Consider the following 25,646-nt stretch of genomic DNA (forward strand, 5'->3'; position numbering starts at 1 on the left):
TAGGAAACAGGAAGTAGACGTGCCAGGGACCGCCCACCTGGCTCGAAAGAACCGGTTCGGACGCGGCAGTGATTGGCGTCCCTAGCGCGTCCGAACCGATCGAACAGCCAGCAACCCATAGGGCCGCGACTGCGCTCATCGTAGCGGCCCGTCGATACGTCGAGGACGGATTGTGCGCGATGTCGACCCATGGTCGGCGGCCCAGGTCGTGCGACGACCGGTCACCGAAACGGCACTACGCAGTAGCCGCAGCATTCCCGAGGCGGTGAAGGTAAGTGCCGAGCAGTGCGTCCGAGAACTGCTCTCGCAGGGACAGATCTCCGAGTGGACCGCGTGCGTGCAGGCCGCGTCGCAGTTCGGTATCCATCCCAGTTCGGTATGGCTCTGGTGGTCCGCTGATCGTCTGAGGGCCGGCCTGTGACAGCACCGATCTGGCGATGTGCACTGCTGAATTCGCATCGAGCATCTCCCGACGGCTACCCGCCATCAAACATGGACCGGACGCCAAACCCGAGGACCCCGCGCCAGGACGGCGCGAGGACCGCGGCCCGTAAGCGGGTCGGCGGTTTGACGAAAGGAATTGCAGATGCGGATAAAGACATCGGCCGTTGCGGTCAGTCTCTTTGCGGCCCTGACTCTCTCGGGAGTTGCGGCGGGTGCGGGCACAGCGAGCGCTCGAGCCATCACGCCGATCGAGAAGTGCACGCAGAAGCGGTTCTCAACACCGAGGCCGTCGGCTCCGTGCAAGCACTACGGGCCGGGATGGGGCTGGTCGACCAACCCCTACACCCAGTAGCGCAACGCAGGTCGGCGGGGCCGGATAGTCGTCCGGCTTGGCATGACCTGCAGCCGACTGGGTGGGGTGATGTGCCGTCTCTCGCACCCAGTCGGCGTGTGTTCGGAAGTTCCTCTTTGACTGTTTCGAACAGCTTCGATTGTAGCTGCGTCGACCGGTCACCCCTTCATAGAAATGGCTGGTTATGACCCACTTTCGGATGTGGACCGCGACGTGCGCGTCGGTCCTCGCACTTTCGGGTGCGGCCCTGTCGGGGGCGCAGGCAACTGCCGCCCCGGCGTCAGGTGGCGGCGCGTGCGCGCCGCTGTATGTGCTTGGTGTCCCGGGTACGGGGGAGACGAGCTCGACGGGGTCGACCAAGCTCGATTCGGGGATGCTCGGTGCGATCACCCGGCCGTTGTCGTCGTTGGCGGGGTCGCTGACCACTGATGTCGCCGTGCCGTATGACGCGGGGTTCGGTGGCGCTGTGAAGGGCGGCGATGAGCCGTACTCGCAGTCGGTCACCCAGGGCGCGACGCGGCTGACGAACACGATCAAGCAGACCGCGCAGAAGTGCTCGGACGCCCAGTTCGGGATCCTCGGCTATTCGCAGGGTGCGCAGGTCGTGTCGATGGTCGCCAAGGCGATCGGGCAGGGCTCGGGCCCGGTCGATGCCTCCCGTGTCGCGGGTGTTGCGCTGTTGGGTAACCCGGTCCGTCAGGCGGGTGCCCCGACGTTCGATGGGGGAGGGGACAAGCCGCAGTCCCCGTCCGGTGATGACTCGGGTTCGCTCGCCAAGCTCCCGGCCTACACCGCGCCCACCCCGACCGGCGCCGGGATCGGGCCGACCGCTGACATCTCCGGTGACTACGGCCAGCTCGCAGGCCGGGTCGGGGACTTCTGCGCCACTGGCGATCTCGCGTGCGACGCTCCGGCGAACTCGCCTCTGATGCATGTGGTCACCAACATCGCCGGTTCGTCGAAGCTCGACCAGAAGGACCCCGTCGGCACCCTGGCCACCTTGGCGACGGCGTTGGGGTCGACCGCGATCAAGACCGGTGTCGATGTCATCAACCAGGACGTTTCCGGTGATTCCCTCGAGGACCTGTCGTACACGCCGTCGCAGCCGCTCTCGACCCGCCTCGCTGCTGCCTCTGATCCGCGGTCGCCGATGCCGAATGTCAACGACTCGATCAATGCGCTGGTCAAGGTCGGCACCATCGGCTTCAACGCGGTGAAGACCGTGGTGAAGTCGGTGTTCACCCCTGACACGATCGCCCAGGTCGCCGCCGTCGGTTTGGCCAACCCGCTTGCTGCGCTCGGGGTTCTGGCGGCGAAGGTTCCGGCCGCGTTGGTCGAGCTGGTGCCGCCGTCGACGGTGTCGCGGTGGACCGACGAAGCGTTCCAGGCGGTGCAGACCGAGGTGACCGCAAACAGCGATCTGTTCAACCTCACCAACCTGGTGTCGTACTGGAACGCCGGGCAGACCCACACCTCCTACGCCAAGGCGACGACCGCCTCGGTGCCGAGTGCAGCGATGTATATCGCGCAGTGGTTCGCCGCCTTGGCCCACGACGCGGCCGGTCAGCACTCGTTCTCCCCGTACCGATCTGACGGTGTCCTCAACTACGACACCTCCTCGGGCAACAGCACCTCCTCGGTGTTCACACCGTCGGTGGAGATGCCGTCGACCACCACCACGTCGTCCTCGTCGACCTCGGGCTCGGATGCCTCGATCGGTGACGGCTCGTCCTACAACCCCGGCGGCGGAGACATCGTCGCCGGAACCCCAACCACCACCACGTCGACGGTCCCGTCGACGCAGACCCACCCAGAAGGAGAATGACCGTGTCCCAGCACCGGATGACCCGCACGACAGCAGGAGTGGTGCTCGCCGCCGCGATCACCGCCGCCACCGCCGGGCAGGCCCTCGCCGCACCTCCCGGTTCGGCGCCCCCCACGACAGACACCGCGCCCGGTTCCGCCCCCGCGCCCGCGCCCGCTCCGATCCCGCCGGGACCGTCGATCATCCCGGCGCCGACCTACGACGCCCCGGTGGTCTACGAGAACTCACCGGGCTACGTCGAACCGACCTACCGCGGCTCTTACAACCCGGTGCCCCCGGCGCTGCGCGCACCGCGGCGGGTTGCCCCCGTCGCCCCGGTGTTGCCCAACCAGCTCCGTCACCCCGGCGTCATCAAGCTCGGCAACCTGCACTTCGCCCAGGGCGTCATCTCTGATGCAGATGCCCACAACATCAACGGCCAGGCCGCGACCATCGAGGCCCGCACCGCCACCTACTACGAGTCGATCGGCTTCCCGAAGGATCAGGCCGCCCGCACCGCCGCCTCGACGACCGTCGGCATCCTCGCCGGCGGTGCCGCCGGTGCTGTGGCACTGGGCATCCCGGCAGCAGTTGCCGGGGCCATCGTGGGCCTCCCCGTCGGCGCCGGGGTCGGCGCCGCGACCGGTGCGATCGTCGGTGCCGTCGGCGGCACGCCGCTCTCGCCGGTGGGTAGCGCGGCTGGTGCTGCTGCTCTCGCAGGACCGGGCGCATTGATCGGTCTGGCCGCGGGCCCCGTCGTCGGTGCCCTCGCCGGCGGCGCCGGTGGCGCGGCCCTGGGTGCGCTCGGTGGCGCGGCCCTGGGCGGGATCATCGGCTACGCCGTCGGCGCAGGCGATCCCGGCGGAAACCCCAACGCTCCGTTGGGTGGAGCGACGAACGAGGCTCCGATCCTGTCGAAGCCTGCGCCGCCCAACCCCGAGGCCAACCAGTACGAGTTGCACCTGGATCGGGCGAACCTGCCCGGCAACGGGAAGGTCGACTACGTCGTTAACAAGTCCGGCGATGTCTCCGGCGAGATCAACGTCGGCCCGATCAAGGCCCCGATCGCGATCTCGCATCAGCAGGCCGACGCTCCGTTCCAGGCCGCCGGGGCTCTCGCCCAGACCGCCCGCGACGCCGTCGCCCAGGGTGTCGCCGACTTCGGCCGCCAGGCACAGAAGGCGTTTCCCGGCTTGAAGATCACCTACCCGCAGCTCGCCCCCGCTCCCGCAGCGGGCAAGCACCGAAAGTAGTTGACCTGCAATGAACCTGTCGCACACCACCAGCGCACACCACCACCCGGCTTTCCGCCGTGTGTTGGTGGTGTGCGGCACCCTCGCTGTCCTCGCCGTGGCCACCGGGTGCGGCGATGACTCGGCCCCCTCACTGGCCGACTTCGCCCCCGACCGCAGCCAGGTCAGCCAAATACCTCCAATTCCTGCGATCACCCCGATTGCGTGCGACCCGTCCTCTGCCGCGCCGGGGGAGACGGTGACCCGCGGCCGCGGGGACCACGACTCCGGGATCGGCGCTGTCGCCAACTACCACTGGTCGGTCATCACCGCCCGCGACTCCACCCGCGCCGCCGACGCTGTCGCCCAGGGCGCCGCGATGGGCCGCCCCCAGAACCTCTCCGATGCCCTGGCCGGGTTCCCACCCGGCACCACCTACTGCCTGCGGTTGCGCCAAACCGACCCGTCCACAGTGCTGTTCACCCTCGACTACAAACCCCCGAGTGGGGCGGATGCGGAGTACAAGATGCGCGCCACCGTCACCGGCGCTCCTGGCGCGGTCCGAGTGGCCGGGGAGGTCGAGCAGTGAGCGACGACCGGTGGGGCTGGGTCACCGCCCCCGCATCGACAACCCCGCAACCGCCCGCTGACGGCATCGAGGAGAAGCAACACTTCACCAACTCCCCGGTCCCCGGCGCCGGGCACGACGCATTGGACCTCTGGGCGCCCGCCGCGCCCGCGACACCGCCGGGCGATTCCTACCCGGCGCCGGGAGACGACCTGGCCTACTCGGCGGTCGACGACTCCGCGCACCGCGGCGATATCGCTGTCGGCGGCCACGGTCCCGGCGATGACGCCCCGACCGCGCAGTGGGCAGCGGTGACACCGACACCAGCACAGCAGGACTGGGCCGAGCAGTGGGCAGCACCCACTGACGATCGCCTGGACCGTCTCGTGGTCGACGGCCGCGCCCGCAAGGCCCGCAGTCGATCGCTACGGCGAATCGGGATTGTCGCTGCGTTCGTCGCAGTCCTGGCCGCGGTCATCGCCATCGGCGTGGTCGTGGTTCTCCCCGGCGACGACTCGTCAGCCCCAGCCGCGAAGTCTGCCGGACCGGCACCGCAGGGATGGTGCGCCAGCGGCACTAACGGGGACACCACCACCGTGGCCACCGGTGGGGATCAGAAGACCCCGGTCGGTGTGATCGCGTCGTTTGTCTCCGCCCTCATCGACGCCCGTTCGGCGGCTGCGGCTCGGGCAACGATGGCCCAGACCGCGCTCGCCCCGACACTTGACCAGCTTCAAGGGTGGATCACCGCACTGCCGCCGGCGAACGGGTGGTGCGCGCAGATCACGACCACCGATTCCGCTTCTCGAGTGCTCGTCGACCTCCGGTTGCACTCCGGGGCCGACCCACTACAGGTCGGGCACCGCATGACCTTCTATCTGTCCGCGACCACTCCGACGGCGTGGGTCATCGACGCGATCGTCTCCGATGAAGGGAGCCAACCGTGATGACCGATCACGACGAGGCGTACACCAACACCCACCCCGACGCCGAAGCCGCCGTTGCGCAACCAACGTCCTGGCGCACCGACGAACTGACCTCCGGGCACAACCTGCCGCCGCTGTTCGCCCTCGTCGGCGCGGCCGGGGGAGTGGGCACCACCACCCTCGCCAAAATGTGGGCACCGGCGGCCGATTCCGGACAGCTGTGGCCCGCCAACCGCGGCTCCACCCAGTGGTGCGTCCTCGTCGCGCGGCTGTCGATGGCCGGGGTCGACGACGCCGCCAACCGGCTACGCAACGACATCGTCCCCGAGCCCGTCGATGTGTTCGGCATCATCTGGACCCCTCCTCGTCCGGGCCGCATCCCCAAAGAGGTCGCCCGCTACGCCGCCACCGTCGGGGAGAACGTCGATCACACCTGGACGTTGCCCTGGATCGACGAACTGGTCCTCGCCCGCCGCGACGCGCTGGCGGCGTGGCTCCCCGGAACCCCGCTGCCCGACAAGAAATCCACCGATCTCGCTGTCGGACCTCCGCTGTCGGTGTGCACCGTCGGCGCCGACATCGTCTCCACGGTCACCGCCCGGTACCGCGGATAACCAACCCCCACCAGAAGGAACAGACATGACCATGCGCTCCACGATCACCAACATCGCCGACTCGATCACCGTCAACCCCACCGCCCCTCCCGGTTCCGACAAGCTGCTGACCGTCGTCTCCTGGGCCGGATGGCTGGCCATGATCGCCGCCGTCGTCGCCCTCGTCGCCGCCGGCGCCAAGTTCGGATTCGAGAAGTCCCACGGCACCGCCGACAACGCCGCGGCCACCAAGGTCGCCTGGACGCTGGTCGGTTGCGTCGTCATCGCCACCGCCGGCGGTCTCGTCGGCGCACTCGTCTGACCACGAGCTTCCGCAGAGCCCGCACCCCCACAGAACAGGCACACCCCATGAACCAGACAGGGACACAACATGAACGACGGAATGGACGCCGCCTACGCCCGACTCGAGCAGGTCTTGGGCTGGGTCGCCTGGCTTGCATGTCTGCTGGCCGTGGCCCGGTTGATCTGGATCGGGGGCCTGTTCTATCAGGCCAAACAGGACGGCCACGGAGCCGACGGGGTGGAGAACATCGTCGCGAACTTGATGGCGGCGATCGTGGTCGGCGCATCCGGGGCAATCGCCGGGGCGCTGCTGTCCTGACCGGGCTCCTGGCCGCGACCGCCCTGCTGGCCGGGTGCGGCAGCGACAAGCCTGCCGGTACCGACCCGGCCAGCTCCGTCGCACAGGTCGCCCCCGATGCACCACCCACCGGTCTGGACTGGGCGTCGTTCCAGGGCATGAAAGTGCCGACGGCCGACCAGGGGCCGCACGCCTCGATCCCGATCGTCGCCCCCCACGGTTTCGACCACAACGGGCCCGGCGCCGGGCTGGCCGCAATCAACGCGACGGTCCGGATGAGCGTGGCCGCCGACGACCAGTGGTCCGACGTCGGCAACCAGCTCCTCGCCCCTGGCCCGTCCCGGGACGCCTGGACCATCGAGCGGGTTCGGGTGTCGATCACCGCACCGGCCACCGATCCGCCGAAGATCTGCGGATACCAGATGCGCAAGTACACCCCGCAGCGCGCCGACGTCGCGATCATCGCCCGCCAGAAGGACGGCTCCTACACCTCCAACGCCGCGTCAGTGGTGTGGGGCGCCGAGGGCGACTGGCAGCTCCAACTGCCCGTTTCGTCGTCGACTGCCTCGACGGTTACCGCGGTGGACGGCATCCCGCCGTCGACGATCGCACTGAAAGGCCAATGCTGATGAACGCGCCGCGGTCGGTGTTCCCGACCACCGCACCCAAGCCGACCTCCCGCAAAGGGGTGTGGCTCAGCGTCATCGCGATCATCGTCGTCCTGGCGATCGCCGGTGTGCTCGTGGTCGTCCTGAACCACAGCACCACCAACCCCGCGACGGCACCCGCGACCACGACCGCCCCCACCACGGCCCCGCCGACGTCCACGGCGACCGGTGGGTCTGGGTTCACCGGCACCACCGTCGACAAGTTCAACAAACCTGTACAGCTCCCCGCCAATCCAGCCGGGGAGATCCTGCCGCAGACCGGGAGAACCCCCGCCGATGAGAACGGCGTCCCCGCTGGACTGATGTGGCAGAAGCTCTACGACCTGCCCATCGTCCCGTTCTCCACCTCCGACGGACCTACCGAGGTCAAAGATGGTGTCGCGCAGGGGTGGGCGCGTACCCCGCAGGGCGCAGCTCTGGCCGGGGTCTCCATCCTCGCGCTGTGGTTGAGTGCCCCCGACGACGTCGCCGCGACGGTGCAACGGACTCTGCTATCGGGGGAGACCGCAGCTATCGAACAGGTGGCGAAAACCTCGCGGCCGGTGCGCAAGGTCGCCCTGACCAATCCAGATCTCGCCGCCGGCACGATGCAAGGTGTCAGCGTCACGAACTACTCCAGCACCTTCGCATCAGTGGAGATCGCATCGGGGCCGGTCTACCCCGACGACAACCCCTCCGGCGGATACAGCGTCTCGACGCTGGCAATGACGTGGTCCGATGGCACCTGGAAGCTCATCGTCACCCCGACCAGTCCCGGCCGCCCGGAGATTCGGTTCGCGATCGCGGGGATGAGCCCATGGACCGACTGAGAACGGCACTGCGCCGCACACTCACAGCTTTTCTCGTCACTGCGCTCGTGGCGTTCGGCGGCGCGGCCATCGTGCCGAGCGCAGCTCCGGTGGCCCAGGCGAACCCGATCACCGACGCGGTCTGCGCCGCCGGGCAAGCCATAGCCCCCGGGTCCTGCACTGCGGCAAAGGCCGTGGGCGGGGCGGCCAAAGATGCCGTGAAAGACGTTGCTTCCGACGGCTTCAAGGGGATTGTGAAGTCGATCCTGCAGGGCGCGGGGACCGCGATGGTGACGGTGCTGACTTGGTTCGTGCGGATACCGACCCCGCAGGCGGCGCAGTATTCGGCGATCCAGAAGGTCAAGGAACTGACGCTGCGGTTGCAGTTGATCTTCATGGCGTTGTCGATCGTGGTCGGTGCGATCCGGTTGATGCTGGCCAAACGCCACGCGGTCTATGCCGCCGGCGAGGAGCAGTTCCAGGCGATGGGCCGCGCGGTCATCGGGGCGTGGATGTTCGGCGGGTTCTTGACCGCGCTGAGTCAGGGCACCGACGCACTGTCGATCGCGTGGCTGAACTCGGTGACCAAAGGTGAAGCGCCGTCGAAGGTCATCGAACGGATCGTCAACGTCAACGTTCTGATGGGCATGGGATCGGGCCTGGTGTTGATCATCGCCATCCTCGGTGTACTGGGGGCGATCTTCCAGGCCGTCGTTCTCGTTGTCCGCCAGGCGATGTTGATCCTGGTGACCGCCTACATCCCGATCATGGGTGCCGCCTCGGGAACCGAACTCGGCAAGGCCGCGTACTCCAAGACGGTGCGCTGGGTCATCGCCCTGTTGCTGTGGAAACTCGTCGCGGCGAGCTGCTTCGTCGCCGCGTTCACCCTGGCCGGTGCCAGTGGCGCCAACGATCAGGCCCAGGTCCTCTACGGGTTCATTCTGCTGTTCCTCTCGGCGTTGGTGTTGCCGATGCTGATGAAACTCGTCTCGGCCGGGCTGTCGATGTCGGGGGGCTCCGGTCTGGCTGCGGGCGCGATGGTCGCCGGCGCTGTCGCGGCGGGTGGAACCCTTGCCGCGTCCGGTGGTGCATCGGCCGCTGGTGGCGGTGCGGCATCGACCGCAGGTCAGTCCGGCGCCGCCACAAGCGGTCTGAGCAGTGGCGGTGGCTCTGGTGGCGGCGACGGCGGCGGTGGCGGCGGCGGGGTGTCGCGGATGTCGGGGGCGGGTAGCTCCGAGGGCGCGGGCGCGATGGCCTCGGGCGGATCGTCTGGTGGCGGCCGCGGCCCGACCTCGGGCGGTGGTGGCGCGGAGATGAGTGGTGCGTCATCGAACGTGCCGTCGTCGTCGGCGATGCCGCCCCCGGATTCGTCATCCGGTGGCGGCGGGGGTGGTTCGTCATCCGGTGGTGGTGGCGGAAACCGGTTCTCCGCAGCGGGTGACGCGATGGCCGCGACGAACGTCATGTCGCAGTCAGCCCAAGCGTTCTTCGACAGCGGCGACGACGGCATGGGTGCCGAGGGAGGGATGCGCTGATGGCCGCCGACAGAGACGCACTGCTGCTCTACGGCCGGTGGGAGCGACCCCGATCGACCGGCCTGTTCGGAATGAACTGGGGCGTGACGGTGATGGCCGGCTTCCTGGTCATCGCGGTGATCATGACGTTCGTGTTTACCCAATCCCTGCCTGTGACAGGTGTGTTGGCGCTGTTGTCGGTTATTGGTATGGCCCCGCTGGTGTATTCACGCGGCGGGCGAACAGGTTGGGAGATGACGATCTTGAGGCTTCAATTCTCGTGGGCCAAGCTGCGTAAGCAGACGATCTATCGCGGCGGGGTGTTCGGTCAGGTCCCCGGCTCCGCCCGGATGCCCGGTATCGCCGCCGGGTCGCACATGTACTCCTACGAGCTGCGCGACGGTCGCCGGTTCGGGTTGATCCACTACCCGTCGAAGAACCACTTCGCGATCTCGTTGGCGGTCCAACCGCAGGGCCAGGAGCGCGTCGATCAGTGGCAGATCAACGAGTGGGTCGCCGGCCAGGGCGATTTCCTCGCCCGCCTGGGTGCATCCCGCGGTGCGGTCGGCGCGGAGGTCGTCGTCGAGTCGGTTCCCGATGCCGGTGCCCGCGTCGGGGCTGAGGTCCGCCGGATGACCGACCCCAACGCCCCGGCCTATGCCAAGCAGGTCATGGCCGAAACCGTGCTCGATCGTGGATCGGCGCGGGTGCGCTCAGATGTGCGGTTGACGCTGACGTTCGCACCGCTGCGCGAAGCGTCATCCCGCGAGGTGGCCGATCAGGCCGCCGAGATCGGTCGTCGGGTCTCGACGCTGATCGTTGCCGCCGCCCAGGCGGGCATCGCCGCCGCACCGCTGTCGGCGGGGGAGTTGTGCATCTACCCCACGCGCGCCTACAACCCGGAGCTTGTGACCGATCTGGAGAAGATCGCCGGGACCACCGAGTCCGATGATCTGCGCTGGACCGGTACCGGGCCAATCACCGCCGAGGAAGGGTGGGGCGAGTACCGCCACAACGGGTTCACCTCGGTGTCGTGGGAGATGGCCGCGCCCCCGGCCGGTCAGGTCCCCTCCGACACGCTGTTGCCGCTGTTGGCGCCGCGGATGGATGTGCCCCGTAAACGGGTCACCATCATCTACCGCATCCACTCGACCGCGGACGCGGTCAAGCTCGTCGACAACGACTTCCGCGAAGCACTCGCGGCTGAGCAGTCCAAGCGCGGTGTGGTCTCGGCATCGGCGTCGCTGCGTGTGCAGAACACCAATGCTGCCCGCTCCGAGCAGGCCCGCGGTGCCGGGTTGACGCGGTTCGGGATGATCGTCACCGCCACCGTCGCGGCCGGTGATGACATCCCGACGCTGCGCTCGGAGATCGAGGCGATGGGTGACTCGGCGCGTATCGGGTTGCGTCGGTGCTGGGGCTATCAGGCCGCCGCGTTCGCCGGCAGTCTCGGGATCGGTGTGGTGCTCCCGGAGTACGCCACCATTTCCGGAAAGTTTGGCGCGTGAGCGCCCCGATCGGTGCCCGGCACCGCTCCACCCCGCTCGAGGACATGCCGTCGGTTGAGGAGGCGTCGACCAAGACCCATGTCCGCGTTGCCGGGGTGAAGATTCGCACCGCACTCGGGATGGCGGAGCTGACCGAGACGGCCGAACTCAGCGGGCGTGCAGGGAAGAAGGCCCGACGCGAGCTGGGTCGCGAGAAGCGTCGTCGGGCGATCGCGATCGACCGGTTGATCGAGTCCGAGGGCTGGGACAAGCCGATGCCCGGTAAGTCGATGCGTGGGTTCCTCGGCGCCGGTGGCGGCCGGATGGCCACCACGGCACGTCTTCCGGAGTGGCGCGCCACGACCACCCAGACCGCGGGGCTGTCGCCGTACTGCCTCGGCGCCGCCGCGCCGATGCTGGGGACACCGATCGGGTCGCACCTGTTCACCGGGGAGGATGTCGGGTTCGATCCGCTGTCGTGGATGAACGCCGGTCTGATCACCGCCCCGATCCTGTTCGTCCTCGCCCTCAACGGGTTCGGCAAATCGTCGCTGGTCCGCCGCATCGCGATCGGCACGATGGCCCAGGGCCACACGGTGCTGTTCATGGGCGATGTGAAACCCGACTACGTCGGCCTCACCAACGCCGTCGAGGGCCAGGTCATCGACGCCGGCCCCGGTGCGGCGAAGATCAACCCCCTTGCTGTCGGGGCGTTGGGGTCGATCATCCCGCGTCTCGTTGACGCCGGACGTGGGGATCTCGCCGAGTACGTCGCCGATCAGGTCCATGCCCGCCAGGTCCAGGCCGTCACCGCCCTGGTGCAGCTCGGCCGCGGCTCGTCGGTCGCCGATTTCGAGGAAACGCTGATCTCGGCGATCCTGTATCACCTGTACCGACCGGTCGAGGAGGGCGGTGAAGGGTTCACCTTCTCCCGCCCACCGCTGTTGCGGCACATGGACGCCGCGCTCGATGAGTCTCCCGAGGCGTTGTGGGGGGCCGCCGGCGCTGATGACCGCCACCAGTTCCGCGACATCACCCGCAAACTCCGCCAGGCGTTGCGTGCGATCGTCGACGGGCCCCTCGGTGAGGTGTTCAACCACCAGTCGACGGTCCCGATCGACGTCGACGCCCCCGCGGTGTGTGTCGACGTCTCCAAGATCCCTGACGGGCACTCCAAGCTCAAAGCGGCGATCCTGCTGACCTGCTGGTCGGATGGGTTCGGCGCGGTCGAGGCCGCCCACACCCTTGCCGATGCCGGGCTGTCGAACAAACGGCAGTTCCTCGTGATCATGGACGAGCTGTGGCAGGTTCTCGCTGAGCCGGGGATGGTCGACAAGGTCAACTCCTTGACCCGCCTCAACCGGCAGATCGGTACCGGTCTGGTGCTGATCACTCACACCATCAAGGACCTCGCCTCGTTCGAGTCCCAGGCCGACGTCAACAAGGCGCTGGGGTTCATCGAGCGTGCACGAGCGAAGATCATTGGCCCCGTCGGACCGGATGAGATCGAACGCCTCGGCGGCGTCATGTCGTTCACCAACACCGAAAAGCGGTTGATCACGTCGTGGTCGACGACCCCGCCACCGACGGCGGCGACGATCAAGCAGATCACCACCGGTCACCGCCAACGACCGCCGGGCACTGGCTGTTTCATGCTCAAGTCCGGTGAGGACGACCGCCCTGGCATCCCGCTTCGGCTCTCGTTCACCCCGACCGAGGCCGGGTCCGGCGTCCACAACACCAACCAGCGATTCGGACTCGAGGCCAACACATGAAGAAGGGCGAAGCAGCGACCGACGAGTTCAAAGCCGCCGCGGTCGATGCGGTCGACGACCTGCTCGGCGGCGGGGAGATCACCCGGCATCAGGCGTTCGCCCTGGTCGCCCAGAACGTCGCCGTGCATCCGCACACCGTGCGCAACTGGTGGCGTGCGGCGCACCCGGAGCTTCTGCTGACCACCGAGGACCGGGCTGCCCTGGTCGCATTGGAGGCGAAAGTCGCTGCCCTGACCCGTCTCAACGAACGTCTCTCGGCTCTGGGCCGTCGGGCGATGAGTTGATGCGCTGATGGATTCCGACGGTGGGGGAGCGGGCAAGGCGATCGGTGGGGCGGTCGCCGCGATCGTGCTTGCCTCGATCTTCCTGGTGGCGGTCCTCACCGGATCGGGTGCGACCGACGATTGCCAGACCGCCGCGGCGACTAGCGGCTACGGAATGGGCGTTCAGGGTGCCAACGGCGCAACCGTGGCCGGGCTCAACCCCAAACAGACTGCACTCGCGGCCAACGGTGTTGCGATCGGCAAACAGCGCAACGAACCCGACTCGGTGATCCTGGCCCAGTCGATGGCCATGGCCACCGAGTCGACCTACCGCAACCTGTCGAACAAGACGAACGTCCCCGGCTCGGAGAAGTTTCCGAACGACGGCGACGGCTCCGATCACGACTCCGTAGGTCCACACCAGATCCGCGCCTCGGTCCACGCCGGCGGCGATCTCAAGAAGCTGATGGACCCGGTCTGGCAGATCAACTGGTTCTATGACACCGCCGACAAGGTCCCCGGCAAAGCAACACTGGACGCCGCGGCGCTGGCGCAGAAGGTCGAGATCTCCGGGCCCGACGCTTACGCCACCACCCGCACGCTGGCTGAGAAGGTCATCGCCGCGGTCACACCGAAACTCGGTGAACTCGCGGCCGCCACCGGCGGTGGCGTCAGTTCCTCGACCGACGGCAGCGCGGCGTGCTCCGCAGGGGCGCAGGGTGATCCGAACTCGCCGCTGGCCGGTCCGTTCGGGCAGCGAATCATCGCTGCGGCATCGCGATACATCGGGATGCAGTACTCCTGGGGCGGCGGCAACTGGTACGGACCCACCGTCGGCATCCACGACGGCGGGACCGCCGACAGCTTCGGCGACTACGCCCGCGTCGGGTTCGACTGCTCCGGGCTCACCATGTACGCGCTCTACCAAGCCTCCGGCGGCACCGTGCGCACCGATCACTTCACCGGATCGCAGCAGGGCGACGTCCACGCCCACCCCATCCCCAACGACCAGAAGCAACCCGGCGACCTCATCTACTTCGGCGGCTCCGCATCCGGGTCGCATCACGTCGGCATCTACTGGGGCAAAAAAGACGGAAAAGACATGCTGCTCAACGCTCCCCAGTCCGGGCAGAAAATCGCCATCATGCCGCTGTCGGGGTGGGCCGGCGAAGGGCAATACGTCCGCCGATTCTCCTACCCCGGCGACGACCAACCCCCACGACCCGCACCCGGCCCCAACACCGGCCGCGACTGACCAACCCGGCACAACCGATGAAGGAGAACACCGATGAGTAGCAAGACCGAGTGGGAGACCGCCGAGAAGGCCGTCGACACCGCCGCCGACAAGTTGAAGGCCATGACGACCCACACCGAGCTCTACGGGTGGGCCAAAGACAACAAGCTCGACAGTCGGGCGCTGTGGCCGAAAGCGAAAACGGTAATGCGCCAACGGCTCGGCATCGACTACAACGCGATCCGTGAGCGCGTCACCGCCGAACGTGCCGCTGAGGTGGCCGCGGCCGCCACCGACGCCCCGGAGATTGAGCTGTGGTCCGCCGGTGACGCCGAGGTCGCCTCGTTCGCCGTCTGCGACGCCACCGGCGAGCAATCCTGGTACGGCGAGTTCCGTTCTGATGATCGGATCTACGCCTTCGACGACCTCTCGGCCGAGCTGTCTGCGGCCGACAAAGCGGTGTTCATCGCCGGCAAGGCCCGCGAGCACGCCGAACTCTCCACGATCCGGCTGCTGCTGCACACCTGCCACCCGGACCTCGACCCGGCCGACCTCGCGGCGACGGCGTCACGGCATCGGGTGGCGCTGAGTATCGACGTCGATGACCAGTCCCCGGCGGTGGCGTTGTGCCGGGCACCCGGCTCGCACGGGTGGCGCGACATCCGCCTCGACATCCTCCTCGAGGCCGGCGACACAGAACAGGCGGCCGCGTGATGACCGGCACCTCCTACCGGGTCCGGTTACGGGCCGTGATCTCCGACTACCACCAGGTCGCGATCACCGAAGCCGACAGTGAGCACGACGCCGCAGCAACAGTGTTGGCGACATTGCTGGGAGCGGACCTATCCCCGGCACAGATCGTCCCGGCGATCGACGCCGCAATGGAGGAATGCGTCTCGGCCGGGGTGCGAGTGCTCCTGCGCCGCGCCCGCAGCGAGGTAATCGGCGACTCAATCACCACCGCCCGCGCGGCCAACGAGGCGGTCAACGTCCGCCTGGTCGACCACGACCACCGCAGGTCGGCATGACCAGGCGGGTGATGGGAGTGCTCGCCGCGGCCGCGGTGTGCGCGGTACTGGCCGGATGCGGTGACGACGCCACGACCATGACACAGGCGCCATCAGTGCCCAGTCCCAGTGCCGCTGCATCGTCGGATCCTCCGCTGACGATGCAACCCGGACCGACGGCCCAGCCCGGGGCGTGCGGTGACGGCCGGATCTGTTCGCCGGATCAAGTGATCGTCTCCGCGCTCGAGGCGGTGTTCTCCTACCGCGGCACCGACACCAGTCCCGCAGATTCGGCAGCCGCTCGTGCCGGGGATTTGCTGTCCTCGCAGTACCGGACCTCCGTCGACGGGACGTGGTCGTTGCTCGCGCCGATCACTGGTGCCCAGTGGGCGCAGTGGAAAGCCGATAAGGCACGAGTGACTGCGGCCGCCGACGTGCAGTCCGACGAACACCCGCCAGACTCCGCGACCACCGCATCGCGGGTGGTCACCATCACCCAGACGGTCACCCCGGGCGGAGAAAAACTCGCCCCGATGACTGTGTGGGTCGTTGCTTCCGCCGGCGGTCCGGCCGGGTGGCAACTGTCGTCCATCACCACTCAATAGCCAAGGAGCTCCACATGAGTCACCCGCACGAACACGAAGACCGGGAGCTTGTCACCGGGATGCAGAAGGGGATCTCGACGGTGACGTCGATTGCCACCCAACTGGTACAGGCCCTCCAACGCCGGATGCAGCTCGCCGAGCAGCGCCGCCGCGCCGAACTCGCTGCTCTGCGCGCAGAGCAGAAACCCCTCGTGCATCGCGATCTCGGAACGGGCGACCTCCAGGCGCGGTGGGCCGCGGCCCACGCCGTGGCCACCGCTGCCCGCGCTGATGCCGAGCAGGCGCGCGCCGACGCCGACGCCGCCCGCGAGACCCACGGCGAGACCCACGCCGAGTACCGGGCCGCCGACGTCGACGCGTCACGCGCAGAAGGCGCAGCGGACACAGCGGAGATGTGGGCGGAGGCATGGGATGACCGTGCCCATGACGCCGGTGTCGGCGCTGACATCACCAGTGGTGCCCTCGCAGACGTGGAGAAGGCTCAGTCGAGCCGAGAGCCCTTTGACCCGGACACGCACGTTTACGATCCCGAAAAATACGCCTACAGGGTCGCCGACACCGGGCATGGTGCAGCGGCACTGGAGTACGCGGGGACATGGGACGAAGTCCTCAACCAGGATCAACCAGCACGGAGTACCGGCGATCTACTCGCCGACACTCGTCCGGATCCAAACGCGGCGGCTACCGACCCGGGCCAGTGGGCCGGTAACGACACCTCGGCTGCGGGGCCGCATCTGGAGCTGGCCAGCTCGACATCGCAGGGTCCAGAGTTGTGAGCACGTCAACGCAACGCCGTGATGCAGGCCAACGCGATTCGATGCTGGGCCCGGTCGCGGTCCTGGCGGTTGTCGCGCTGGTGGCGATCGCGTATCTCGCATGGTTGGCAGGCCGGTGGGTCTCCGGTGTCGACGGTGCGGCCCCGGCCAACCCGTTCCAGGCCGGTATCGAGGTCGCCACCGGTAAGCAGCAGTGGCCGATCGCATCGACGGTGATCCTGGTGCTGCTCCTCGCGGCGGTCGCGGTCCCCGCTGTCCTCATCGCCCGCTCCCGGGTGAAAGGGCGGGGTTTGCGCGAGTTCGACCAGGCGGCATCGTTCATGCCGCAACCACGGGAGCTGACGTCGATCACCGCCCGCGACGCCAAACCGTCGGCGAACCGGTTGCGCGGATCGCGCGCTGTGCGGCATCCACTCGACTACGGGCTTTTGTTGGGCAACCTGATCGGTGGGGCGCCGCTGTTCATGCCGTGGGAGTGGGTCGGGCTCATCGTTGGTGGCCCCCGGTCGGGGAAGACCACCGGCTACGCCATCCCGATGATCTGCCAGGCGCCGGGACCGGTGTTCGCGACGTCGAACAAGGCCGACATCTACGACGCGACCCGCTGGGTCCGCTCCGCCGAGGACATCCCCGGCACTGCCGAGGACGGCGTGGTGCGGGGAGTGTCGGCGGTGAAGAAGGGTGTCGGTGGGCCGCCACGGGCCCGTGGCCGGATCTGGGTGTCGGATCTCCAGAACATCACCGGAGTGGAAGGCCAGCAGTGGTGGTGGAACCCGCTGTGGTCGGTCGCTGAACTCAACGACGCCCGCGATCTCGCGTCGATCTTCGCCGGATCATCGACCGCGGCTGATGCCCGGGTCGACGCGTACTTCGACGGCGGCGCCAAGGAACTCCTCGCGCTGCACATTCTCGCGGCCGCGGTCGGAGGCGGGGACCTGAAACATGTCGATGCCTGGTTGACCGATCCGAAGGTGCCGGTGGCGCGGACGTTGTTGCGCGCCAACGGCCAGTCCGGTGCCGCGGCACGGTTGGAGACCGCGGCGAACCTCAACCCGCGCCAGCAGGACGGCCTCTACGACATGGCACGCCGGTTCCTCAACGTAATGACGGTGCCGGCGTATGCCCGCACGGTCGTGCCACCGACTCGAGCCCGCTTCGACGACGACCCCACCGACACCAGCGGCAACGAGCTGACCCACAGCCTGCCGCAGTTCCACCCGGCAGAGTTCGTTACCTCCACCGACACGATGTACGCGTTGTCGATGGAGGGTGCGGGGGCGGCGACGTCGCTGACCACGGCCCTGGCCGACACGATCTTCAAGGCGGCGGTGATCCAGGCCCGCCGTGACGGTGGCCGCATCGCGGTCCCGGTGGTCGCGGTCCTCGACGAGGCCGCCAATGTGTGTGCCCTGCCGGACCTTCCGGACTGGTACTCCCATTTCGGTGGCCAGGGCATCGTCATCTTGACGCTGCTCCAGTCGTTGGCGCAGGCGTCGAAGGTGTGGTCGAAAGACAAACTCGACATGCTGCTCGACTCGTCGAACGCCTACATCTACGCCGGGTCGTCGAATAGCCAGACCTATCTCGAAGGGCTGAGCCGGATGATCGGCACCCGCGACGTGCGACGGCGCAGCCGCTCGAACCCCGGGAGCGGCTGGGGCAACACCAGCACCAGCGAATCGTGGTCCAACGAACCCATTCTCGGGATCGACGACCTCAAGGCCATGCCGATGCAGCGAGCGATCCTCGCGACGTCGGGTAACCGGTCGGTGCTCACATCCAAGAAGTTCTGGTGGGACAGCCCGTATGCGGATCTGATCACCGCCTCCCGCGATGCCTGCATCGCCACCCGTAACGCCGCTACGACGAAAGGACCGCACTGATGAGTAGCGCACAACCGCTCGACGACGCCGCCGAGGACGCCGGGGCGCCGCTGATGTTCCCGAATGTGGGGGAGTGGGTGGAGAACTGGTTCCGCCACGTGATGGCCGACCGGTTCGACCGCGAGCATCGCTGGTGCAAGCAGTGGTGGCGCCACGACGCCGTCGTTGCCCGCCTCGACGCGCTGCACCAGGCGTGGGAGGCAACCCGGCTGACCGGCGATGGTGCGGCGGTCTCGGCGTGGTGGGTGCAGCACGCCGATCCGCACTGGCGGGCGATCACCGCGACGTCGGGTCCGCTACACCAGTGCACCCCCGATGAGCATCGGGCGACCAAACCGATCGCGACGACTCCACCGCCGCCGACCTGGTTCGACCCCGCCTAACCCAACCCAGGCCCTGACAGGTGTGTCACCACCTGCCAGGGCACTGGTGGCCCCGTACTTGGACTCCCGGGGCCACTGAGCACGATAACGACCGTTTCCTGCCCGGCCACACCCTGTGGTCTGCGCAGACACACATTCAGGAGTCCTTTCACATGGCCGGTGGCGTCCAGGCTGATGACAACGCAGAACCAAATCTGTTCGACTTTCTCGACGAATCCGGGGCCGGGAGTCCCACTGACTCGGGCCGGCGAGCGACAATCCCCACCAAGGAGGAACACGATGATCGACGTGAGAGCAGCAGTGACCGAGAGGTACGCCCGGGAGATGACCGACCTGGATCGGACGCAGTTCGAGGAGTTCGTGACCAGCGAGACCGACCGGTTGCTGACGGTGATCGCCCAGATGCAGTCGCAGACCGAGCTGGGAGTGATCGCGGACTGGCGGACGAGGAACGGGGGAGCCGACCCGGACGTGATGACACTGACCGGGCTGTACAACCAGGCGCGGATGTCGGCCGAGGAGACGGTGCTGACCGGCGAGCTGTGGGAGGGCTACCGCAGCCCGGAGGACGAGCCGACACCGGAGTCGACGGTGGATCCGGACTCGATGTCGGGGATGGATCGCTGGCTGACCGAGTGGGCGATCGAGGCGACACCGGAGATGGTGACTCTCGCCGAACGGGTGTGGCCGGGCCAGACGGCACAGTTCCAGGTGTGGGGCGAGCAGCTGCTCCAGGCGCGAGCCGAGGACCGTCTGCCGATCCCGGACGGCCCGGCCCATCCGCTGACCGCGGAACTGACGGAGCTGGTGAACGCGGCGCTGGCCAGGCAGGCTCGCGCCGACGCCGCACGCCACGCCCGGCGGTAGTCGACGACGCCCAAGGGCTGCTGTTCGAGTCGGTCGAGGATCTGCGGATCCCGACCGACCCGGCGGTCATCGACCCCGGGGGCACCCCGCTGCCACCCTCGCGTGACGCCGAGCTGCCAGAGGTTCCGTCCACCGAGCAGGGTCTACCGCTGTCTGAGTGGACCACGACCCGCGTCGCACCGGCCCGTCGCCCCGACGGGTCGATCGTCTACGTCAAGGCAGACCACGTCGTCGACGGCCTGGAGCCCGATGATTCCCCCGCGGTGGGCGATGGGTGCGGCATCTGCGGCGCACACGTCTCCGAGCCGCATTCCCCGGACTGCCCGATGGCCGGCGCCGACCTCGCCGTCGACGACGAGCCGTCCACTGTCGCCGCGGCGGCAGCGACCCAGTTCACTCATCCCGGCGAGGTCCTAGTGCCGTCCGGGGCGAAAGCGCGCGCCCGAGCGAACATCGCCGCACTCGAGGTCATCGCTGAGTGCACCGCCGACAATCGTCCCGCCACACCGGTCGAACAAGACGTGTTGGCGCAGTGGTCAGGGTGGGGTGCTGCGGCCGACATCTTCGACGAGTCGAAACCCGACTGGGCCGCTGACCGTGACCGGCTGCGCGAACTGCTCGACACCGAGCAGTGGCGCCAAGCCCGTGCCTCAACGCTCAACGCCCACTACACCGACCCGGCGATCGGGCGAGCCATGTGGAAAGCGTTGCAGCGAGCCGGGTTCGACGGTGGCATGGTTCTCGAACCGGGCTGCGGATCGGGGACGTTCATCGGTCTGGCCCCGGAGTCCGCGCAGATGGTGGGGGTCGAACTCGATCCCACGACCGTGCAGATCGCGCACCTGCTCTATCCCGACGCCCAGATCCGGCCCGAAGGGTTCGAGTCGACCCGCGTCCCCGACGGCAGCTTCACCGCGACGATCGGCAACGTCCCGTTCGGCGGGTTCACCGTGCACGACCCGATCCACAACCCGTCGCGGCACCGCATCCATAACCACTTCCTGATCAAGTCGCTCGATCTGACCGCACCGGGTGGCTACGTCATGGCCATCACCACCGCGGGCACCCTCGACGCCGTCTCAGACAAGGCGCGCCGCGACATGCACGCCCGCGCCGACCTCGTCGGGGCCGTGCGGTTGCCCTCGACCGCGTTCGAGCGGGTCGCCGGCACCCAGGTCGTCACCGACGTCCTCGTGTTCCGTCGCCGCGACGAGAACACCGCGGTCCCGACCGATGCCGACTGGCTGCACACCGACGTCGTCGAGTTGCCCGACCGTGAGGGCGGGGTGGGAGAGATGGCGGTGAACCGGTACTTCTCGAACAACCCCGACCACGTCGTCGGGCAGATGCGTCTGGATCGCGGGTTGTACCGCGACGGGATGCTCGTCGTGGCCGCCGACTCGGGCGTCGATGTCGCCGGCGTCGTGGACGCGGCGTTGACGGGCATCGTCGACATTGCGATCGAGCGGGGCCACGGCCTCGCGGTCACCGACGCCGGGCCCGGGGTCGAGTTCACTGCCGGGGCGATTGATCCCGCTGCGCTGTATGCCGCGGAGATCCCGATCGGGCACGTCAGCTACGACGAGGCGAGCGGCGGGTTCATCCGGCGTGGTCTCGACGGCGACGAGCCGATCAAGGTTCCGGCCAGCCGCGCCACCGAGACGCGGCACCTGCTGCGGCTGCGGGATCTGTTCGGCGCGGTCATCGCCGCCCAGCGCACCGGCGAGGGCACCCGCGCTGAGCGGGATGCGTTGCGCGCGGAGTTGAACTCCACCTACGACGCGTACTTGAACACCTACGGTCCGGTGAACCGCTCCAAGCTGGTCGGTGGGCGTGAACGTACCCCCGAACAGGCCCAGGCCCGTCTCGACGATCTGGAAGCAAAATGGCGCTACGCCAACCGTGACGCCGACGGCGTCTACTCCGGTCCGCTGCCCGCTGACGTCCTGGCCGAGCTGGAAGAACAGGCCTGGCAGGTCTCGGCCCCGTCCCGGCGGCAAACCCACCTCGAGGCAACGCGCACCGATCCGGGCATGGCCGGGGTTCTGGCGTTAGAACGCTACGACGAGGAAACCGGGGCCGTGAGCAAGAACGCGGTGTTCTCCCGCGACGTCGTCATCGCCCCGATCCCGGTCACCTCAGCCGACACCCCGGCCGAGGCGGTCGCGATCAGCCTCGGTGAGACCGGGGCGATTGACCTCGACCGGGTCGCGTCGCTGCTCAGTGTCGAGCGAGATGATGCGCGCGAACAGATCCGGGGTCTGGTCTACGCCGACCCAGACATGCCCGACGAGCTGGTGCCCGCGGCGACAGCGCTGTCGGGCAACGTCCGCGCCAAATATGCCCGCGCCGCCGAAGCGGTCCGCGCCGACCCCGGAAACACCGATTGGGTGGAACTCGAAGCGGCCCTGGCAGAGGTAATCCCGGCCGACAAGCAGCCCTCGCAGATCGGGGCGGTCAAGCTCGGACCGAACTGGATCGAACCGTCCGACTACGAGGCATTCATCCGCGAGGTGTTCGGCGCCGAGGAAGCGACGGTGTCCCGCGCGGCGGGCACGTGGGTGATCGACGTCCCGTCGTGGCAGCGCCAGACGACGGTGATGCGCACCGAATACGGTGCCGACAACCAGTCGTCGGCGAAGGCGATGGATGCCGTCGACCTGACCGATGCGCTGATGAACCAGCGGTCGATCGTGGTCAAGAACCCGCAGTCCGCCCGCGATGAGGGTGCGCCGGAGGTCGATCCGCAGGCCACGATTCTCGCCCAGGTTCAGGCCGAGAAGATCACGACCGAGTTCCGGTCCTGGCTGTGGTCCGATGATGACCGCCGGGACCGGCTCGTCGCCGAGTGGAACCGACGGTTCAACACGTGGGTGCGCCCGGAGCACGACGGGTCGAAGCTGGTGCTGCCCGGCCTGTCCCCGGTGTTCGATCCACACCCGTATCAGCTCGATGCCGCGGCCCGGATTCTCGCCGAGCCGACGGTGTTGCTCGATCACGTCGTCGGTGCCGGTAAGACCGGCACGATGTTCATCTCGGCGATGGAACTCAAACGCCGCGGCCTGGTGTCGCAGCCGTGGATTGTGGTGCCAACCCACCTCATTGAGCAGTTCGGGCGCGAGGTGAAGATCTGGTACCCGGCGGCGAATGTGCTTGTCGGCCGCAAGGGTATGAGCGCCGATGACCGGCGGTTGTTCGCCGCACAGACCGCGACGTCGGACTGGGACATGGTAATCATCCCGTCGTCGGTGTTCGAGGCGATCCGGGTGCATCCGCAGCGTCGCGTCGACTACATCACCGCCCAAATAGACGAGATCGACGTCGAGTTGGCCGACACGTCAGTTGAGCGGACCCAACAGACAGTCAAGAAGATCGAACGCGCGAAAAAGCAGCTCCAGACGCGACTCGAGACCGCCACCGACCAGACGAAGAAGGACCTCGGGGTGCTGTTCGAGGACACCGGCGCTGACTATCTGTTCGTCGACGAGGCCCACGAATACAAGAACAAGGGCCGCCAGTGCGCGGTGGACTCATTGTCGCTGGCCGGGTCGAACAAGGCCGAGGACCTGTCGATGAAGTTGGCGTACCTGCGGGAACGACGCCAGGACCAGGCGGTCGCGTCCGGCCGGATCGTGACGCCAGGCGCGGAGCGCGTCGCGACGTTCGCCACCGGAACCCCGATCGCGAACTCGTTGGCCGAGTCGTGGGTGATGCAGCAGTACCTGCGGCCCGATGTACTCGAGGCGGCGGGGGTGCGGTCGATCACCGACTGGGCGGCGTCGTTCACCGCGACGAAGTCCGAGACGATCCCCAACGCCACCGGCACCAAGTTGAAGGTCGTGTCGAAGGTGTCGGCGTTCTCCAACCCCAAAGAGATGTTCGCGATGGCGGCGCAGTACACCGACGTCGTTGTCCGTGAACAGGTCCCGGCGAACCTACCCGCGTTCGACGGACGGCAGATCATCACCAGCAACCCGGGCCAGGAGCGCCGGGATTTTATCGCCGACCTCGACTACCGGGCCGATCACCTCGACCCGAAACGCGCCGACCTCGACAACGTGCTGAAGATCCTCAGCGACGGACGCAACGTCGCCCTCGACCCGGTGCTGGCCAACCTCGACCCCGACCCGGGCAACACCCGCGCCGATGCAGTCGCCGGCGAAGTCGCCCGGATCTACCACGCCTCGGCCGAGCGTGAGTACGTCACCGAGGAAGGCGAACGCTCACCGACCCGGGGTGCGTTGCAGCTGGTGTTCTGCGACCGCGGCACACCCCGTCCGGACGGGCCGTCGGTGTACTCCCGGCTCAAGGACCTCCTTGTCGAAGAGCACGGGGTGCCTGCGGAGAAGATCGCGTTCATCCACGACGCGAAATCGCCGTCGCAAAAGTTGGCGTTGCAGGCCGACTGCCGGGCCGGTCGGATCGCGGTCCTGGTCGGGTCGACCTCGAAGATGGGCACCGGAATGAACGTCCAGGCCCGGTTGATCGGGTTGCACCACATGGACGTTCCCTGGCGACCAGCTGATCTGGAGCAGCGTGAGGGCCGCATCATCCGGCAGGGAAACCAGAACTCCCACATCGAGATCTGCAACTACGTCACCGCAGGCACGACCGACACCGTCATGTGGTCGAAGGTGGAGTCGAAGGCGGCGTTCATCGAACAGGCCAAACGCGGCCAGCTCGACGACGTCGCCGAGGTCGACGACATCGCTGATGAGTCCCTGTCGGGGGCGGCCGCGGCCACGAAAGCCGCTGCGACCGGCGATGAACGGTTCATCGAGATGGCCAACCTCGACGACGAGGTGAAAAACCTCGCGGCGTTGTCGGCGGCGCATTCCGATGCCCGCACCCACGCCCGCCGCGTCGTGGCGGCCGCCGACAAGGCGATACCGGCACTCGAACGTGACGTGGAGAAGCTCGATGAGCTGCTGGTCAACCACGATGCGTGGGAGGCCGCCGGGAAGCGGTTCGTGATCACCGGCTATCAGTTCCGTGCCGAGCGGCCCGGTCGGTCCGAGGCACTGCTGTCTCGGGCGACCGCGACCTACCACGAGTTGAAAGGCAAAGGTTTTCAGCAGTCGATGCCGATCGCGGCCTTCCTCTCCGGGGTCACTGCGCACGCCTCACGGGAGTTCGCCCACGACCGACTGCACGTGTGGCTCGACTGCCCAGGTAAGCCGGGGTTCTCCATGACCGCTGATCAGCTGTTCACCAGCGTGGAGCGGCGGGCCGCGACGGCGTCCGGGCTCGCGACCAGGCTCGAGAACCTGTACGCGGGCCTTCCCGAGACCCGCGCCGAGCTACTCGCCGACATCGCCCACTATCAGCGCGAAGTCGACGTCAACGCACCCCGTATCGACGCCGTGTTCGGCCGCGCCGAGGAATTGCAGACCAAACAGGTGCGGCTAAGACGACTGCGCATGGAGATCGAGCAGGCCCAGCAGTCCGAGGAGGCCGTGGCCGCCCGGCAGGCCGCTCAAGACCGGATGCGTCGCGCCGGTCGTGGACCGGGCTGGAGCCTCGAACTCAACCCGACGACGGCGATGGTGGAGGAAGCCGGCGTCGAGACCACCGCCGATTACGTCATGGCCGTGACGCGGGCACACCGTAGGGAAGCGGAGATCTATCGGGCCGACCATCCGGAGCCAGGTACCCCCGGCCTAGGGTCGCTACTCGGTGACACCCGATCGATCAACACGCGGTCGCGTAAGACACTCCCGGCCATGCGGGGCCACGGCCCCGAAACCGACGGGCCAGAGCGTGGCCGCGACGCCGCACCAGACCCGTGGTGATTCATTAGCGACAGCGACCACCACCTAAGACCAGTGCATTTCCTTCCCGAGTCGGCGTAGATCGCGCGAAGATCCGAGCGGAGT

22 protein-coding genes are annotated in these 25,646 nt (G+C 67.9%); all 22 read left to right on the top strand.

From position 1 onward, the window contains the following. The first annotated feature begins 995 nt into the window (after positions 1-995). The 22 genes from TU34_RS03370 (at position 996) to TU34_RS03475 (ending at position 25,562) form a co-directional block, all read left to right on the top strand. A complete protein-coding gene (locus TU34_RS03370; protein ID WP_238981152.1) occupies positions 996-2,621 on the top strand; it encodes a cutinase family protein in 1,626 nt (541 codons plus the stop codon). 2 nt (positions 2,622-2,623) lie between these two features. Continuing rightward, complete coding sequence (locus tag TU34_RS03375; RefSeq protein ID WP_150116374.1) at positions 2,624-3,853, top strand: hypothetical protein; 1,230 nt, start codon at positions 2,624-2,626, stop codon at positions 3,851-3,853. Between the two features lie 10 nt (positions 3,854-3,863). Beyond that, positions 3,864-4,421: a DUF8176 domain-containing protein gene (locus tag TU34_RS03380; protein WP_045821441.1), complete on the top strand. Its 558-nt coding sequence runs from the start codon at positions 3,864-3,866 to the stop codon at positions 4,419-4,421. Next, entirely contained in the window at positions 4,418-5,347 is a 930-nt protein-coding gene (locus tag TU34_RS22200; protein ID WP_052688684.1) for a DUF8176 domain-containing protein, read from the top strand. Before TU34_RS03380 ends, TU34_RS22200 begins: the two co-directional genes overlap by 4 nt. After that, positions 5,347-5,940, top strand: coding sequence for a hypothetical protein (locus TU34_RS03390; RefSeq protein WP_052688685.1), 594 nt, complete (start codon positions 5,347-5,349; stop codon positions 5,938-5,940). The genes TU34_RS22200 and TU34_RS03390 overlap by 1 nt, the downstream gene beginning before the upstream one ends. Positions 5,941-5,965: 25 nt before the next feature. Continuing rightward, positions 5,966-6,241, top strand: coding sequence for a hypothetical protein (locus TU34_RS03395; protein ID WP_045821442.1), 276 nt, complete (start codon positions 5,966-5,968; stop codon positions 6,239-6,241). Positions 6,242-6,310: 69 nt separating this feature from the next. After that, positions 6,311-6,541 carry a hypothetical protein gene (locus tag TU34_RS23855; protein WP_045821443.1) on the top strand — a complete coding sequence of 77 codons (231 nt, stop codon included), beginning with the start codon at positions 6,311-6,313 and terminating at the stop codon, positions 6,539-6,541. Positions 6,542-6,567: 26 nt separating this feature from the next. Then, on the top strand, positions 6,568-7,149 hold the full coding sequence (locus tag TU34_RS03405; RefSeq protein ID WP_476756164.1) for a DUF8175 domain-containg protein: 582 nt from the start codon (positions 6,568-6,570) through the stop codon (positions 7,147-7,149). Further along, entirely contained in the window at positions 7,143-7,997 is an 855-nt protein-coding gene (locus TU34_RS22205; RefSeq protein ID WP_052688686.1) for a DUF8175 domain-containg protein, read from the top strand. Before TU34_RS03405 ends, TU34_RS22205 begins: the two co-directional genes overlap by 7 nt. Next, the gene (locus TU34_RS24465; RefSeq protein ID WP_045821444.1) at positions 7,985-9,511 is read left to right on the top strand and encodes a TrbL/VirB6 family protein; all 1,527 of its coding nucleotides are present in this window, start codon (positions 7,985-7,987) and stop codon (positions 9,509-9,511) included. The genes TU34_RS22205 and TU34_RS24465 overlap by 13 nt, the downstream gene beginning before the upstream one ends. Further along, positions 9,511-10,998 (top strand): SCO6880 family protein, encoded by a 1,488-nt coding sequence (locus tag TU34_RS03420; protein WP_045821445.1) that lies wholly within the window; start codon positions 9,511-9,513, stop codon positions 10,996-10,998. Before TU34_RS24465 ends, TU34_RS03420 begins: the two co-directional genes overlap by 1 nt. Then, positions 10,995-12,752 carry a hypothetical protein gene (locus TU34_RS03425; protein ID WP_238981153.1) on the top strand — a complete coding sequence of 586 codons (1,758 nt, stop codon included), beginning with the start codon at positions 10,995-10,997 and terminating at the stop codon, positions 12,750-12,752. The genes TU34_RS03420 and TU34_RS03425 overlap by 4 nt, the downstream gene beginning before the upstream one ends. Then, positions 12,749-13,036, top strand: coding sequence for a transposase (locus TU34_RS03430; RefSeq protein WP_045821446.1), 288 nt, complete (start codon positions 12,749-12,751; stop codon positions 13,034-13,036). Before TU34_RS03425 ends, TU34_RS03430 begins: the two co-directional genes overlap by 4 nt. Before the next feature lie 7 nt (positions 13,037-13,043). After that, positions 13,044-14,270 carry a C40 family peptidase gene (locus tag TU34_RS03435; RefSeq protein WP_045821447.1) on the top strand — a complete coding sequence of 409 codons (1,227 nt, stop codon included), beginning with the start codon at positions 13,044-13,046 and terminating at the stop codon, positions 14,268-14,270. Positions 14,271-14,303: 33 nt separating this feature from the next. Next, positions 14,304-14,963 (top strand): hypothetical protein, encoded by a 660-nt coding sequence (locus tag TU34_RS03440; protein WP_045821448.1) that lies wholly within the window; start codon positions 14,304-14,306, stop codon positions 14,961-14,963. Then, positions 14,963-15,277, top strand: coding sequence for a hypothetical protein (locus TU34_RS03445; RefSeq protein WP_150116377.1), 315 nt, complete (start codon positions 14,963-14,965; stop codon positions 15,275-15,277). The genes TU34_RS03440 and TU34_RS03445 overlap by 1 nt, the downstream gene beginning before the upstream one ends. Beyond that, positions 15,274-15,861 carry a hypothetical protein gene (locus TU34_RS22210; protein WP_150116378.1) on the top strand — a complete coding sequence of 196 codons (588 nt, stop codon included), beginning with the start codon at positions 15,274-15,276 and terminating at the stop codon, positions 15,859-15,861. The genes TU34_RS03445 and TU34_RS22210 overlap by 4 nt, the downstream gene beginning before the upstream one ends. A gap of 14 nt (positions 15,862-15,875) precedes the next feature. Next, positions 15,876-16,637: a hypothetical protein gene (locus tag TU34_RS03455; RefSeq protein WP_045821450.1), complete on the top strand. Its 762-nt coding sequence runs from the start codon at positions 15,876-15,878 to the stop codon at positions 16,635-16,637. Positions 16,638-16,678: 41 nt separating this feature from the next. Then, entirely contained in the window at positions 16,679-18,520 is a 1,842-nt protein-coding gene (locus tag TU34_RS03460) for a type IV secretory system conjugative DNA transfer family protein (protein ID WP_045821451.1), read from the top strand. After that, complete coding sequence (locus tag TU34_RS03465) at positions 18,520-18,903, top strand: DUF4913 domain-containing protein (RefSeq protein WP_045821452.1); 384 nt, start codon at positions 18,520-18,522, stop codon at positions 18,901-18,903. The genes TU34_RS03460 and TU34_RS03465 overlap by 1 nt, the downstream gene beginning before the upstream one ends. A 279-nt stretch (positions 18,904-19,182) precedes the next feature. Further along, complete coding sequence (locus TU34_RS23860; protein WP_160298502.1) at positions 19,183-19,770, top strand: hypothetical protein; 588 nt, start codon at positions 19,183-19,185, stop codon at positions 19,768-19,770. Positions 19,771-19,919: 149 nt separating this feature from the next. Next, complete coding sequence (locus tag TU34_RS03475; protein WP_420835155.1) at positions 19,920-25,562, top strand: helicase-related protein; 5,643 nt, start codon at positions 19,920-19,922, stop codon at positions 25,560-25,562. Positions 25,563-25,646 lie beyond the last annotated feature (84 nt).

Source organism: Williamsia herbipolensis (assembly GCF_000964005.1).
In the GTDB taxonomy this organism is placed as follows: Bacteria; Actinomycetota; Actinomycetes; order Mycobacteriales; family Mycobacteriaceae; genus Williamsia_A; species Williamsia_A herbipolensis.